Origin of the sequence: Sulfurimonas sp. (genome assembly GCF_041583195.1) — a bacterium.
In the GTDB taxonomy this organism is placed as follows: domain Bacteria; phylum Campylobacterota; class Campylobacteria; order Campylobacterales; family Sulfurimonadaceae; genus Sulfurimonas.
In genome coordinates this window covers 175,129-191,951 of sequence record NZ_JBFHGL010000003.1, presented here as the reverse complement: position 1 = coordinate 191,951, position 16,823 = coordinate 175,129, and the positions used below count along the sequence as shown (strand labels likewise).

At 33.5% G+C, this 16,823-nt stretch carries 9 protein-coding genes; 8 read left to right on the top strand and 1 reads right to left on the bottom strand.

Going from position 1 to position 16,823, the window contains the following annotated elements; translation table 11 throughout:
• The first annotated feature begins 26 nt into the window (after positions 1-26).
• From ABZA65_RS04370 to glgB, 8 genes are read left to right on the top strand one after another with little or no spacing between them, the layout of a single operon-like run.
• Positions 27-2,528, top strand: a complete 2,502-nt coding sequence (locus ABZA65_RS04370; protein ID WP_373070996.1) for a sugar phosphate nucleotidyltransferase — start codon at positions 27-29, stop codon at positions 2,526-2,528.
• A 10-nt stretch (positions 2,529-2,538) separates the two neighbouring features.
• Complete coding sequence (locus ABZA65_RS04365; protein ID WP_373070994.1) at positions 2,539-4,575, top strand: glycoside hydrolase; 2,037 nt, start codon at positions 2,539-2,541, stop codon at positions 4,573-4,575.
• 21 nt (positions 4,576-4,596) lie between these two features.
• Positions 4,597-6,633, top strand: coding sequence for an alpha-amylase/4-alpha-glucanotransferase domain-containing protein (locus ABZA65_RS04360; protein WP_373070992.1), 2,037 nt, complete (start codon positions 4,597-4,599; stop codon positions 6,631-6,633).
• Positions 6,626-7,651, top strand: a complete 1,026-nt coding sequence (gene galT, locus ABZA65_RS04355) for a galactose-1-phosphate uridylyltransferase (RefSeq protein ID WP_373070990.1) — start codon at positions 6,626-6,628, stop codon at positions 7,649-7,651. The genes ABZA65_RS04360 and galT overlap by 8 nt, the downstream gene beginning before the upstream one ends.
• Complete coding sequence (locus ABZA65_RS04350) at positions 7,648-9,045, top strand: glycogen synthase (protein ID WP_373070988.1); 1,398 nt, start codon at positions 7,648-7,650, stop codon at positions 9,043-9,045. The genes galT and ABZA65_RS04350 overlap by 4 nt, the downstream gene beginning before the upstream one ends.
• Positions 9,042-9,872, top strand: a complete 831-nt coding sequence (locus ABZA65_RS04345; protein ID WP_373070986.1) for an ROK family protein — start codon at positions 9,042-9,044, stop codon at positions 9,870-9,872. Before ABZA65_RS04350 ends, ABZA65_RS04345 begins: the two co-directional genes overlap by 4 nt.
• Entirely contained in the window at positions 9,865-11,346 is a 1,482-nt protein-coding gene (gene glgA / locus ABZA65_RS04340; RefSeq protein WP_373070984.1) for a glycogen synthase GlgA, read from the top strand. The genes ABZA65_RS04345 and glgA overlap by 8 nt, the downstream gene beginning before the upstream one ends.
• Before the next feature lie 9 nt (positions 11,347-11,355).
• Positions 11,356-13,278, top strand: coding sequence for a 1,4-alpha-glucan branching protein GlgB (gene glgB, locus ABZA65_RS04335; RefSeq protein ID WP_373070982.1), 1,923 nt, complete (start codon positions 11,356-11,358; stop codon positions 13,276-13,278).
• A 101-nt stretch (positions 13,279-13,379) separates the two neighbouring features.
• Here glgB and ABZA65_RS04330 read toward each other — a convergent pair whose 3' ends face one another.
• Positions 13,380-16,592, bottom strand: a complete 3,213-nt coding sequence (locus tag ABZA65_RS04330; protein WP_373070980.1) for an AAA domain-containing protein — start codon at positions 16,590-16,592, stop codon at positions 13,380-13,382.
• Between the last annotated feature and the right edge of the window lie 231 nt (positions 16,593-16,823).

The following is a 16,823-nucleotide window of genomic DNA, read 5'->3' as shown; positions in this document are numbered from 1 at the left end:
TATAGAATTTAAACGAGGGAGAATGTATGAAGGCTGTCGTGATGGCAGGTGGATTTGGAAGTAGGATTCAACCACTTACAAATTCTAGACCTAAACCTATGTTACCTATTGTAAACCGTCCTATGATGGAACATACAATGATGACATTAAAAGATATTGGTATTACAGAGTTTATAGTTTTACTTTATTTTAAACCAGATATTATTAAAGACTATTTTAAAGATGGCAGTGAATTTGGGATTAAAATATCTTATGTGCTTCCAGATGATGATTATGGAACAGCAGGGGCTGTAAAACTTGCTCAAGAGCTTATAGGAGATGAAAACTTCATCATAATAAGCGGTGACCTTGTAACGGACTTTGATTTTAAAAAGATTTTAGATTTCCATGAAAGCAAAGAATCTCAGCTGTCCATAGTATTAACATCTGTTGAGAATCCTTTACAGTTTGGTGTTGTTATTGCAAACGAAGAAAACGTAATAGAGAAGTTTTTAGAAAAACCAAGTTGGGGTGAAGTGTTTAGTGACACAATAAATACTGGTATATATATTATAGAGCCAGAGATTCTTAACTATATTCCTGAAAATAAAAATTTTGACTTCGCTAAAGATCTTTTTCCTTTACTTATGCAAAGCAATATACCACTTATGGGTTATAATCTTGAAGGATATTGGCGCGATGTAGGTAATCCTGAGAGTTATAGAGACGTATATGATGATATATTGACTGGGCGTGTAAATTTTAAAATTCCAGGTAAATCAGAAGTGTATCCTGATGGAACTTTATATAGTGACACACCTTATCAGTTTGACAAAAGCATCGATATTATAGGAAATGTTGTTATAGGTAAAAATGTAATAATTAAAAAGAATGTCAAACTAAACAACGTAGTTATAGGTGATAACGTTACAATTGACAGTGACTCTAAGATTAGTAATTCAGTTTTATGGAATGATGTAGTTATAGGCCACAATACAAAGTTAAACAACTGTGTTATCTGTAATGATAATACAATAGGTAAAAATGTTAGCGCGAAAGTCGGTTTAATTCTTGCAGAAGGTTGTGAAATCGGAGAACTTAGCCGCTTTGAGCAAGATGTTACTATATGGCCTGAAAAAAGCATCGAATCAGCTTCAATTGTAAGTCATAACCTTGTATGGGGAAGTCGTTATAAAAATTCAATTTTTCAAGACGGTACAGTTACCGGAAAAAGTAATATTGAACTTTCATGTGAAATGGCAACAAAACTAGCTGAAGCATTTGCTGCGCAACTACCAATAGGTTCTAAAGTTGCCGTTGGACGTGATTACGATAAAAATTCTCGTATGTTAAAACGTGCATTTTTAGGAGGTCTGCTTTCAGGAGGTGTTGATGTACTTGATCTTAAAAATACAGCACGTGCAGTATTAAGATATACGATTTCTCATGATGATACAATAGTTGGCGGAGCTCATTTTAAACAGGCAATGGAGGATCCTACAAGTTCACAAATTACTCTTTTTAATCACGAAGGACTTCGCATAGGAACAAATATATCAAAAGATATAGAAAAAGCATTTTTTACAGAAAAATTTCGTCGTGTGGATTACTCTTTAGTTGGAGAGATTCATGAAACTCTGCATCATAAAGAGTGTCAAAGCTATAAGGTGGCATTTGAAGACAGTATTAGAAGCAGTCTGTCTAAGTGTGATACTTTCAGTGTAGCAGTTGATATGATGCATAGCTCCACTGCAGATATTTTACCTGGTATTTTAAATGATCTTGGAATTGAAAATATCGTTTTAAATACTTATCACGATGAGAAAAAACTTTTTAATATTGATGGATTAAAGAAAAACTCAAAATCAAATATCTCTTCAATTGTAAAAAGTCTGGGATGTAATATGGGTGTAATAATATATCCAAATGAACAGTACATAAGACTTGTTACTGATGAAGGTGAGGTGTTAGATAAGATAAGAGGTCTTTTAGCCGTACTGCATTTGATAAATATGACAGATGAGGGAAAAACAAAAAAAGTCCTCCTTCCTACATGGGCTCCTGATATAGTTGAATTTGAAAACCTAGAGATTGAGCGTGGAAAATACGCAGATTATGATGCTAAAAAATTAAAAGAGTATGAATTGATCGCTACGGTAGATGGAAACTATACGTTTACGGAGTTTGGTGCTACACGTGATGCTATGTATGCATCTATTAAAATAATGGAGCTTGTAACCTGCAACGGTGTAAAACTCTCAGATGTGTCAAAATGTATTGAAAAATTTGATTATAGGATGATCAAAGTTGAGTGTACACAAGCACTTAAAGGTAAGATGATGCGTAAATTTTTAGAGAGTGCAAAAGGGAAAAAATCATCATCTATAGATGGTGTTAAGATATGGGAAAATAATACAGACTGGATATTAATGATTCCGGATCAGTATACAGATCATATCAACCTTTACATTCAAGCTAAAGACAAAGCTTCCGGGGAAGTTATTTATAACAGCTATAAAGATAAAATAGCTCAATGGTCACAAGAATAAAAGGACATCTATGAATCTTAGTTTTATATGGCATATGCATCAACCTGATTATCGTGATTCATCAGGGATAATTCAGATGCCATGGGTGTTTTTACATGCCATAAAAGACTATTACGATATGCCTTGGATGTTAAGTAGACATAGTTCTCTAAAAGCTACGTTTAACATAACGCCTCCCCTTATATCTCAGCTGAAACTTTATTTTAAAGATCCGCAAGACAATGATCGTTTTTTAAATCTATGGATCAAAGACCTCATTCATCTTAATGAAGATGATAGAAAATGGATAATCAAAATATGTAAAAGCACACCGTATGAAACTATGGTAGTACCTTTTACATCTTATGAAGAGTTATATCAAAAAGAGCATTTTAGCGATCGAGAGCTTTTTGACATGCAGGTCTTGTTTGTGTTATCTTGGTGTGGGATTTATCTGCGTACACACAACAACCTTGTAAAGACTTTGATCAAAAAAGAAAGAAACTATAATCAAGAAGATAAGCAATTATTACTAAACGAACTATCTAATTTTGTGTCAACTATTTTTGATTATTATAAAGAACTGCACGAAAATGATGTAATATCAATATCTACAACACCTTTAAACCATCCAATATTACCACTTTTACTGGATATGCAAAATGCCATCAAAGCAAATCCTACAACAGTGATTCCAAAAAAGCATATTCCCTTAGAAGAAGATGCTAGAGAACAGGTAAAACGTGCAATATCACTGTTTAAAGATACATTTGGATTTACACCCAATGGTTTTTGGCCAGCAGAGGGTGCAGTTGATGAAAAAAGTGTAGCATTACTAAAAGAATGCGGCATAAAATGGATTGCTACAGATGAGGCTATACTTTTCAAATCACTTAAAAATTCAGACAGAAACAATCTCTACACTCCGTATAACTATAACGATATGTGTATAGGTTTTCGTGATCATTCACTCAGTGATAATATTGGTTTCACTTACAGATATTGGGAAGCAGATAAAGCAAGCGATCATTTTATATCTTCACTTGCCAAAATTAACGAGTCAAATCATGATGCTACAGTATTTATAATACTAGATGGTGAGAATGCTTGGGAATTTTTTCAAAACAACGGTTTTGATTTTTTTGATTCACTCTATTCTAAGCTAAAAGAGAACAAATGGTGTAATACGATACATATGGAAGATGTAGTTAAACTTCCATCTGTATCGCTAGATAGTCTCTCTCCAGGAAGCTGGATTCACGGTGAGTTTAATACATGGATAGGACATCGTGAAAAAACACGCGGATGGGAACTTATATATATGACTAAGCGTGATTTTGAACACCATAAAGCATCTTTGAATGATGAAACTATTGCTAAGATAACGGAACATTTTTTAGCTGCTGAGTGTTCAGACTGGTTCTGGTGGTACGGAGATGATCATTTTACAGATTTTGGAAGCGAATTTGATGTCCTGTTTCGCTCACACTTAATATCTGTATATGACATTATGAATATAACTCCACCGTCTGACTTGTTTGAATCAATTATAAAAGATCGCAGTTCTAAAAACTTCTGGCTTAAACCACAGTCACATATATCACCTATGGTAAATGGTGTTCACGATTCTTTTTTTGAATGGATAGGGTGTGGTGTAATTGATGAGAGTAAACTCTTTTCAACTATGGATAGGGTTAGAGGTCCTATTAGGAAAATTCTATACGGACAGGATGATGAGTATATGTACTTTGCTTTTGATTACAACACCGACCAGGCATGTAAATGTGACACAATAAATGTAATCATTGATCCGATAGAGTTTAATGAAAAAATATCATTTGAATCAGTAAAAGATTTAAATCACAAAGAAAAATTCGGTGATATATCTGTAGAGATCATAGCAAAAAACTGGCTTGAAATAAGGATAGAAAAAAAACATATCGGTATAGAACAAGTACAGATGCGTTTTGAGCTTCTTCAAGATAACGTGGTTATTCAAACATTACCTGGGTTTGGTGAGCTAGAGATTAATTTACAAACCGACTATAGTGAAAACTGGTTTGTTTAACAATTGTTTTAAGGAATTAAAATGAAAAAAGTATCCTTACTTTTTGGTATCCATATGCATCAACCTGTAGATAATTTTGATGAAGCTGTTAACGAAGCAGTAGAATTATGCTATGAACCGTTTTTTGAAACCATGATCAAGTATCCAAAGTTTAAATTTGCAGTTCACTCTAGTGGCTGGTTGCTAGAGCAGATCAGAACAAAACATCCAAAAGTTTTTCAAAACATGAAAAAACTAAGTGAACAAGGTTCTATAGAATGGGTGAGTGCAGGCTTTTATGAACCTGTTCTAAGCTCAATTCCTTCACGTGACAGACAAACTCAGATCACTAAACTAAGTAACTATATTAAGGAGCACTTCAATACAACTCCAAAAGGATTATGGCTTACAGAGAGGGTTTGGGAGTCTGCAATTGTACCTGATCTAAACAAGATCTCAATTGATTATGCAATGGTAGATGATTATCACTTTTTAAGTAGTGGTTTTGAGCATTCCAATATGGATGGGTATTATAAAACAGAAGAGGGCGGTTACGAACTTGCTCTTTTTCCTATATCTAAAAAACTTCGCTATGCTCTTCCTTTTTATACTGTTGATCGGGCTATTGACACCATACTTGAATTTTCAAAAGAGGATGATTCGGCTGCTATTATATTTGATGATGCAGAAAAGTTTGGATTATGGCCAAAAACTCACAAATGGGTATATGAGCAAGAGTGGTTAAAAAAATTTATAGAGGCTGTTTTAGAGAATAAATTTATTCAAACACAGCACTATAGCGAGTATTTAAAAAACAATAGATCAAAAGGTCTTGCATACCTAAATAACACATCTTATTTTGAGATGGGAGAGTGGAGTTTAAGATCTGAGCAGACACTTGCTCTTGAAGAGTTAAAGCAAAATCTTGGTGATGAATATTTTGAGAAAGTAGGAATAGCTCTGGTAAAAGGTGGTACTTGGAAAAATTTCTTTATCAAGTATCATGAAAGCAACTATCTGCATAAAAGGATGCTCTCTTTAAGTCTTAAACAGGAGCTTTTAGAACCTGACTTTATCGAAAGTTTATATAAAGCACAAACAAACGATGTATATTGGCACGGTGTATTTGGAGGTCTTTATCTTCCAAATCTTCGTGATAATGCATACAAATATATACTCGAGATTGAAAAATCTTTATCAAAAGATAGCATTTTATATAATTTTGAAGATATCAATAAAGATGGATATAGTGAACTTAAAGTACTAAGTAAATCACTGTGTAGTATATTTTCTAGCCGCTGGGGCGGTCAAATGATAGAATTTAGCACATTAGATAGTCTTTTTAACTGGCAAAACACGCTTATGCGTCGTAAAGAAGCCTACCATGAAAAAATTCTAAATCCAAAAGAAGAAGTTGAGTTAGAAGCTGATCAAAACGATGACGGTATAGAGACAATTCATAATACTAATGATGTAATAGAGGAAGATCTAAAAGAGGAACTGGTTTACGACTGGCATCCTAAACACTCTTTTATAGATCATTTCTCACAAAATACTTTTGAACTTGATAGCTTTAAAAAACTCACATTTAGAGAAGTTGGCGATTTTGCCAATAACCACTTTGATCTTGATAAAAACACAAACACTTTTACACGCCGTGGTGGAATATACCTTGATGAACCTTATAGATGTGAAGTTACAAAGAACTATGATTTTATAAACAACGGATTTACTCTAAACTTTAACTGTACTACAGACTATAAAGAAAAACTTTTCTATGCAAGCGAGTGTAATTTTCATTTTGCCCACCCATATAATGTTATAATTAATAATCAAAAAGTACAAAGCGGACTTACTCTTGAGGATGTAGATTCGCTTCATATTATAGATAGTTTTACACAAAAGAAAATAGAATTAAAATTTAGTCAGAAATGTAATATATATGCTTATATACTTAATACAGTCTCATTAAGTGAGAGCGGATTTGATAAAGTAGCTCAGCAGATATCTTTTCTTTTTAGTCTGCCTTTTGAATCAAAACTAAATTTACAAATAGATGTCGGAGTGTCTAATGTCTGAAATACGCCTTGACCGTATACATAATCAATATGTTCTTATAGCACCTGAGAGGTTACATAGACCTGATTTAAACCAAGAGAAAAGCAATACTGAACTATCTGGGCACCGTTGTCCTTTTTGTGAAGGAAACGAATCTTTAACACCGCCTGAAGTTTATGCTATACGTGATAATATGCCAAATACACCAGGCTGGAAAACACGTGTAGTTCCTAACCTGTATAAAGCTGTTCAAATTGAACTCGAAGATAAATCAAAAAGAGAGAGTATGTTTGAATCGATCCCAGGGGTAGGGGCTCATGAAGTATTAATAGACTCCACTTGTCATAATTGTAATGTTGAACAAGTCGATTCACAAACTATTGAGAACTGGTTAAGAACAATGATAGTTCGTATAGAAGATCTAAAAAGAGATAAACGTTTTATACACTTGAATATTTTTAAAAACTTTGGCTACAAGGCAGGAGCTACACAAGAACATCCACATACTCAAATACTTGCTCTGCCTATAATGCCACAGGATGAACTTGTTTTTCTTGAGAGAAACATGAAGTATTATCATAGGCATGGTCGCGGAATAATGGAAGATATACTTCAAAATGAGTTGTCTGACAAAAAACGTATAGTATCGGAGTTTGGAAACTTCGCAGCCTTTTGTCCGTATGCAAGTGCATATCCTTTTGAAGTAATGATAGTTCCAAAAGAAAATTTTATGTCCCTTGAACAGTGTTCACGAAGGGATCTAAGCGATCTATCACTTATTATAAAAGATGTATTTCAAAAGCTTAACCATCAGTTGGGTGAATTTGATTATAACCTATACTTTAGGTTAGCACCTCTCAATACAAACTTTGAAAATGAAGCTTATATGGCTTATTTGCATAAAAATTACCGTTTTACACTTCGTATTATCCCAAGAATATATCGTCTTGGCGGATTTGAATTATCAACAGGTATGGCTATAAACCCTGTTTCGCCTGAGGAATGTGTATCTCTTTTTAATTCAAGAGAGTCTATGTGAAAATACTTTTTGCAGCAAGTGAGATCTTTCCATACGCAAAAAGCGGAGGTTTGGGCGATGTTGCACAGGCATTACCTAGATCATTAAGCAAATATGCAGATATCATTCGTGTTATGCCTTTATATGGTTTTTTAGACAAGACATCATTTAAAAAAGAAGATCTCTTTTTTGAACTAAAGCTTGGTCAAAATACTTACAATATAACTATATATAGTGACATACATAAAGATATTACTACATACTTTATAGATTCAGACATTTTTAGTAGAAATAAAGAGTTTTATACCACCAAAAGCGGTTCATACTCAAACGACAACCCAAACTTTGGTGTTTTTAGTGCAGCTATAGTAGAACTTGCCAAACATGTAAAGGCAGATTTGCTTCATCTAAATGACTGGCATTGTGCTTTAGCTGCACTCTTTATAAAAGAAAAAGCACCACACATTAAAACTGTTTTTACTATTCATAATCTCGCTTATCAAGGTATATTTGATAAAAATGTATTAGAGCAGCTTGGAATTGACGGTTCTTACTTTAATATGGATGATCTTGAGTTTTACGATAAAGTAAGTTTCATAAAAGCAGGTATCGCTTACAGCGACGCAGTTACAACTGTTAGTGAACAGTATGCCAAAGAGATACTTACAGAACAGTTCGGATGCGGTTTACACAGTTTTTTAAGTCACCATTCTAAAAAATTATCAGGTATATTAAACGGTATTGATTATGATATATTTAATCCAAAAACAGATAATGCTATAGAATCAAGGTTTGATGAAAACAGTATAGAACTAAAAAATGCAAATAAACAAGCTCTTTTAAGTAAATTAGAATTCAAAGACACACAAATACCAACTTTTGTGATGGTCAGCAGACTTGTTGAACAAAAGGGTTTTGGACTTCTTTTAGATTCATTAGATGATATATTAAATAAAAAGCTAAACTTAATAATACTGGCTGAAGGTGAGGGTGTTTTCAAGCATAAACTTGAGCATTTTGCAGAAAAATATGATAATTTTCATCTAAACTTTGGATACGATGAAGATTTCTCACACAAAGTCTATGCTAGCGGTGACTTTTTACTTATGCCGTCACTATTTGAGCCATGCGGACTTAATCAAATGATCGCTATGCGTTATGGAACAATACCTATAGTTAACAGTGTTGGGGGATTAAAAGATACCGTACATGAAGATAATAAAAGTTGTGCTCAAGGAATAGTATTTACAGAACCAACTAAAGATTCTCTTATTTGTGCAGTAGAAAAAGCTCTAAAACTTTATTTAGATAAAACAAAAATGGCAAATACTATATCTTTTAATATGGGATGTAATTTCTCGTTTGAAAAAAGTGCATTACTATATAGTAAATTATATAAGAAGGTGCTCGGATGAATTTGGCTATCGATGCTGGCGGTACAAATTTACGTGCACAGATCTGGAATAAAGACAAAGTCGTAAAATCATTAAGTGCAAAAAGTTCTGAAACAGGTCTTTATACATGGATTGTATCTATTTTAAATGAGTTTACAGATATAAAAACAGTAGGTATAGCTTATGCAGGGCAGGTTGAAGATGGAAAAATAATCTCAGCACCAAATATTGAAATTGATAAACATGAAATAAAGCAGGCAATAGAGTCCGAATTTGATCTTTCATTAAAAATAGAAAATGATCTTACATGTGCTGTATTGGCTGAATCAAATGCACATAAAAGTGAAAATATTTGTGCCTTATATGTAGGAACAGGACTTGGACTTGGTGTAATAGAATCTGGCAAAATTCTTCGCGGTAAACATAATATTGCAGCTGAAATAGGGCATATACCTTATAAAAAAAGCCCTTTAGAATGTGGTTGTGGACGTGATAACTGTATAGAACTTTACGCATCAGGTTCAGGGCTTAAAAAATGGATAAAACATCTAGATCTGAATTGCGATGTAACACTAGAGAATTTAAAAAAGTCAAATAAAGAGCTACTAAACGAGTTTGAAGAAGCATTAAAACATGCTGTAGGAGTAGCTGTTACACTGTTCAATCCTGAAATTTTAGTGCTTGGCGGAAGTGTTATAACACAAAATCATTATTTAAAAGATATAATAATAAATCAAATTGAAAATTATGCATTACCTCAAGCACTTAAAGATCTAAAAATCTGCATAAGTGATCTTGAAGATGCCCCTTTGCAGGGCGCACTATTACTAAAGGACTATAATGGTTAAGAAAGAGTTGAATATCTTATTTGTAGCATCTGAAGTTGTTCCATTTGCCAAAACAGGTGGGCTTGCGGATGTTTCAGGTGCACTGCCAAAAGCTCTAGGTGCAATGGGACACAATGTAATAGTTGTAATGCCAAGATACTATCAAATAGACAAAGGTTCTTTAACTCATATTGAAGGTGTACTTGGTGTAAACATGGGACCTATGGGTGAACTGTATGGTGCTGTGTATAAAGCAAAACTTCCAGGGAGTGATGCAGAGGTATATTTTATAGATCATGAACAGTTTTTTGGTAGAAAAGGGCTTTATCATAGTGATAACGAACCATATCAGGACAATGACAACCGTTTTATATTCTTATCTAAAGCAGCACTTGAACTTTGCAAAATGCTAAATTTTGTACCGGATGTTATACATGCAAACGACTGGCATACGGCAGCTCTGCCGCTCATTACTCAGACTCATTATCAGCATGATTTTGGCAGTATTCCTACAATACTTACTATTCATAATCTTGAACACCAAGGTGATTTTTTTAAAGGTGCAATAGATGTTATGGAGAGTGGCTGGGAGCACTTTAATCCGCAAGCTTATGAGAGTATGGACAGACTTAATCTTCTAAAGGGCGGTATAGCATACGCAGATGCAGTAACTACTGTCTCTAAACGTTATGCTAAAGAGATGCAGATCCCAGACTTTGGTTTTGGGTTGGATTCTCATATAAAAGCTCACTCATCAAAATTATTTGGCATTTTAAACGGTGTTGATTATGATGAATGGAATCCTTCAGTTGATAAATATATAGCTAAAAACTTTGATGTTGATGATATGAAAGGCAAAGCTGTTTGCAAGAGAGCCTTACAAGAACACTTCTCTCTTGAGATTGATGATAATAAACCGCTAATTGGTTTTGTAGGACGTTTTGCAAAACAAAAAGGTATAGAGCTTATAGCAGGAGTAATAGACTCTCTTTTAGATAGAAATATCCAAGTTGTAATGCTAGGAACTGGTGAAAAATGGGCTGAGCACTACTTTAGTGAAGTAGCTTCTCGTCACTTTGGCAGATTTGGTCTGCATGTCGGTTATTCCGATGAGCTTGCCCACCAGATAGAAGCAGGGTGTGACTTCTTTTTAATGCCATCACTTTTTGAACCGTGCGGGCTTAACCAAATCTATAGCCTGCGATATGGAACACTCCCAATTGTGCGTGCAGTAGGTGGACTTGACGATACTATTGAGAATTATAGTGAAGAACACAAAAGCGGCAACGGTTTTAAATTTTATATGCCTACACATGATGGTCTTTACCATACGGTAATCTGGGCGGCTGAAGTTTACTGGAATGATCGTGATGCTTATAAAAAACTACAGCAAAATGCAATGAGAATGCACTTTGGCTGGGATGATGCGGCTTCATCTTATGAAGATGTTTATCGTTACGCTATAGCTAAAAGAAGAGTTTCTAAACTACAATAAGGAGTTTGTATGCAATACCCGTGTTACTATGATATAAGCCGTTTCGAAGAGCTTGATATATATCTGTTTAAAGAGGGAACTCATACTAAACTTTATCAAAAACTAGGCTCACACCTTATGCAAAGAGAGGAACAAAACGGAACTTACTTTGCACTGTGGGCTCCAAATGCATTAGGTGTGTCTATAAGAGGTGATTTTAATAACTACGACATCCACTCTCACCAGATGAAAAAAAGAGATGATGAGTCAGGTATTTGGGAAGTTTTTATAGAGGGTGTAAGTAAAGGCTCTACATATAAGTATCATATATCTACAGGTGAACATAATGCTAATCCTGACAAGGCTGATCCGTATGCTTTTTATGCTGAAGTAGCTCCGCATTCTGCATCTAAAATATGGAATATAGAAGACTATAAATGGAATGATAAGGAGTGGATGTCTACAAGAGCTAAAAAAAACTCACACAAAGCTCCTATATCTATCTATGAAGTTCATCTAGGTTCTTGGAGAAGAAAAGTTGAAGAGGACAACCGCTATCTTAACTATGTTGAGGCTGCACAGGAATTAGCTGCATATATAAAAGAGATGAACTTTACCCATGTAGAGCTTTTACCAATTACAGAGTTTCCGTTTAAAGGTTCATGGGGTTATCAGGTAAGCGGTTATTTCGCACCGACATCACGTTTTGGGACACCTGAAGAGTTTATGAGGTTTGTTGACATTATGCATTGTAACGGAATAGGGGTGATCTTAGACTGGGTTCCTTCACACTTTGTTACTGACGGGCATGGGCTTATGAACTTTGACGGTACCTGTTTATATGAGCATAAAGACCCTAGAAAAGGCTATCATCCGGATTGGGGCAGTGCAATATTTAATTATGATCGCAACGAAGTACGCGCATTTTTGATCTCATCAGCTATGTTTTGGCTTGAGAAATACCATATTGATGGCATACGTGTAGATGCTGTTTCTTCAATGCTGTTTTTAGACTTTGGAAGGGAAGAGGGTGAGTGGATTCCAAATGAGTTTGGAGGAAACGAGAATCTTGGAGCCATTACATTTTTAAAACAGTTAAATACATCATTGTATAAAGAGTTTAACGACATAATGACCTTTGCAGAAGAATCTACGGCATATCCTATGGTTAGCCGTCCTGTTGAGAGCGGGGGGCTTGGTTTTGGATTTAAATGGAACATGGGCTGGATGCACGACACTCTGAAATATTTTAAAAACGACCCTGTTTACAGACAACATCACCACGGGCAACTTACATTTAGCTTTATATATATGTATAATGAAAATTATATACTGCCGCTTAGTCACGATGAAGTGGTACATATGAAGGGCTCTTTGATCAATAAAATGCCTGGAGATAATAATCAGAAGTTTGCAAATCTTCGTGCAATGTATGGTTTCATGATGGCTCATCCTGGGAAAAAACTACTGTTTATGGGTGGAGAACTAGCTCAATTTGCCGAATGGAATTATGAGCAAAGCCTTGATTGGCATCTACTTGAGAACGCAGAAAATAGGGGTGTTAATAAGATTGTAAGCACACTAAACCAGTTATATAGATATGAACCAGCCCTGCACCAAAACGACAATGAAACCAATGGTTTTGAATGGATTGATGAAAGAGATTATCAGGCGAATGTTATAGCTTTTATAAGAAAAGCTGAAAAACAAGAGGATGATATTATAGTTGTGTGTAATTTCTCTGATCATACACGTGAGTCATATCCTATAGGTATTTCAAAAAAAGGTGAATATGTTGAGATTTTTAATTCTCAGGATTCTGAGTTTAATGGCTGGAGTGCTAAAAATGACAAACCTATAAAATCTAAGCAAGTTAAACATCATGGTAGAAACCACAAGCTAGAAGTTACTTTACCTGCATTAAGTGTAGTGTACCTCAAACTGAAGCAATAAAATATTTTCAATAGAATATACATTATGTTAACCAAACTATATATGACAAAGCCTGTACCTCTCATATAAAAAATCCTTTTGAAAATTCTAATGAAACAATTTCAATTTAATAAAGCAACTATATCTTTAAAATAACGTTTGTTTTCCCATTTTTGTTTATTACCTACTACATAAAATCTATTTTTTGCACGAGTGGCAGCCACATTTACCAAGTTTGGCTTTTTAGATGCCCACATTCTAGCCCCTTCATTTTGTGGATCACTGCCAAGAACAAGTATTACTACTCTAGCCTCTTTTCCTTGAACAGTATGAATAGTGCCAATATTCTCTCTTTTTATTGTGTCTAAACTTCTAAAATGGTCTTTTAAACCTTTAACTACGTCTTTGAATGGACTAATTATATATATGTCTTTTGATTCAACATCGTTTCCACTAAGATATTTAATAATCTTTCCTGTTACAACACCTTCTTCTTCAATCCAATGACCACTGTTTATAGAAGAATTAACATCAATCCATTGACTTTTATCAAGTCTTTCATTTACCTTTTTCTTCCCATGAACCATTAGTCCATTATAAGTAGTAACATTAGAAATTTCAAACATAGGTGAGCAGCATCTTCTATGAACCCTTAATGGTGATCCTACCCAAGTATTATTTTCTTCATCAGATGATAAGTATGTACCATGGATTTCAGAGAAATCAGCTCTTTTTTGTACAGATGTGTATTCAGAAAGAGAGTTTTCATGAGCTCCTGCCTCCTTTCTAAGCATATCTTGTATAGAAGAAGGAAGTCCTATTATTGGTTCTAGCTGTAATGGATCCCCAACAGTTACAACACGTTTTGCTCTCATAATAGCCCCTACAGCAGCCTGAGCTGATGCTTGACCAGCTTCATCTATTAATACCCATCCAATCTTCTTGCCCCATAAATGTTCAAACAACCTACCAAAAGATGCAAAAGTTGTTGATACAACTGGAACAAAGAAAAATAGTGTAGCCCATGCATGTTCAACAGTATTTGAAAACTTGGTATTAGCTTTTACTTTATTTTCCAAAATATCTATAAGACAAAAAAGATTGTTTCTTAATCGATTAGCATTTGAATCAATGAGAGCTTTATGCAAATTAAGTGCTTTACAAAACACATCTGCTCTAGCCAGATGAAATTCATTATCCATCCAAGGACTTGACAACTCTCTAGAATTAACATCGTTTTCTCTTTTTTCATATTTATTTCTGTTTTGAAATGCTGAATCTAGCTTTGATTTTAAGTTTTTCATAGAGTTTCTTAAATTATTTATATCATTTTCTTTACTATGAATATTTTCTTCTGTAGTAGATACTAGAGATCTTGTTTCGACCAAACTTATAGTTATCTCTGCTAAAGCAAGCTGTTCTTTTTTTAGTTTTTTTTGTTTACTTTTTATATTTTCTTTTAAAGATTTTTGACTCTTTTGAAGTTCTACTTCTTTCTCTTCAAGAAAAATTGCCTTTTCATTCCATGATTTATTTCTTTTACCTTTAAATGCCAACCAGTCTATAATAACTTCAAAAAAAGACAGCTTCTTATCAAAATGTAATTCAATTTGTTTTTGTATATCTAAGATCTCTTTATTACAGGATTGGGATTTAGTAATATCTTGGCTGATAACCTTATCTAGATTATTTATAATAAGCTGTATTGGTTCTTGCTGATTAGTAAGTTCTTTAACTTTTTCTTGGTAATGCTGTAAAGTTTGTATTAGTGTCTGTAATTTGCTTGATTCGTTATCCAATTCAATTTGTTTAGAATTGATAGCCACTTGTATTTGTTCAGGTAGTTTTTTAATTTTAAGCCTAAACTCTTTCATTGTTTTAACTTTTTCAACAGATGACAAAAATTCTTTTTTAGCCTTTTCCCATTTCTTAATACTAGTTTCCTCTGGGATATCTTTAGCCTTTTTTAAATAACTTTGAAAACCTTCTAAATGTTTTTGTTGATCGTCATACCAAAAGTTGGATATAAACCTACTCTTATTTTTTGAGTTTCCTAAGCATGCTGCCCCACTCCCCCATGATTCTCCTGATATTAGCCTGTCTCCAGTAGTTTTAAAAAAATCTATTTTATCTAACCATTTTTTATCAATAGATTCTGAAGCCGGGATTTCTAATGTTACATTCTCAACTGCACCATTATTGCTTGAGGCAACTACAATTTCATCACCTAAAAAAATCTCTTTTAGTGGTGAAAACCATCTCTGATAATCATCAGTTTTCCATGCTTCACTTTGTTTAGCGGATTTAAATAAATCGCTAGGCTTATCAAGTGTTGCTATTTTTTGCGCACGTTCAGTTATTATCATAGCAATAAGATCACGTAACATTGTTGTTTTACCTGTACCGGGAGGTCCATTTACTGAATAAAGCCCTGTGTTTCTTGATAGTCTATTTAATATTGAATTTATAGCAAATTGCTGACTATATGCAAGTGGATAACCATTCTCTGATGGCCAGCAAGCAATTGGTATATTTTCAGGAGACAAAACATCATATACATAATCAATATTTTTCACAATATCTATTCTTTTTTTTACGACAGATGATTCATCCATTTCTAAGTATGTGCGTATTAAATCTATGTTTTTATTTAAACTTACACTATCAATTGTTTTTTTTAAATCTTGGGTATAAAAGCTGTTTAATATATCTGTTTCAATTGTGTCTTCTTTAATGTTTTCAAGCTTTTTTTGTGTTGCTAAAACCTGATAAAGGTCTTTTTCAAATAAAAAATTAGCACCAATATCATTAACTATTTTTTCATCTATAATATTAAATACGTTTGTAAAATTTGTTTCAAACTCCTCATTATTTAACCAATCGGTTAAATAGTTAGATATATTTTCAAAATCACTATAATCTAATTTCGATGTGTTTTTATTTACACATATTGAATTTAATGCCCAAGGAGCAGTGGAAATTTGAAGACCATCTTTTTTTGGTAATAAGTTTTGATCAATATTAATTGCATATAAGGCTGCATTTCCATATTGTGTTCGTTCTTCAAAATCATCTGACACATTTAATACATTGATCAGAGTTTGTTTAATTTTTTCAATCTTATATATGCCACCATAAAGAATATATTCCCATCCATATCCTGGTTTAACATGATGTTTTGTATTTTGAATAAAATTTGAAGCTTCACTAAGTGTACCTCTGAATGCCTTTTGGTTAAAGTTATTAATTTTGGAAGGATTTTCTATAGTTTGTGGGAGAAGAAGTTCTTGTGAGTACCAATATTTCAAAATTTTCAAAAGTTTATCATTATTCATTGTGCGCCTTGCAAAAAATATTTTTTAAGAAATTATATTATTTAATGCGTAAGTGTATCAATTATCACAATCACATAGTGCAAAATAGTTGATTTATGTTTATTTATTTCTATTATGTGTAATTAAGTTATATTTTACAGCTAAAAATATTTAATTGACAAAAAATGAGTTTAGATAAATTATGTTAACCAAGACATATATATGACAAAGCCTGTAACTCAATACATACAT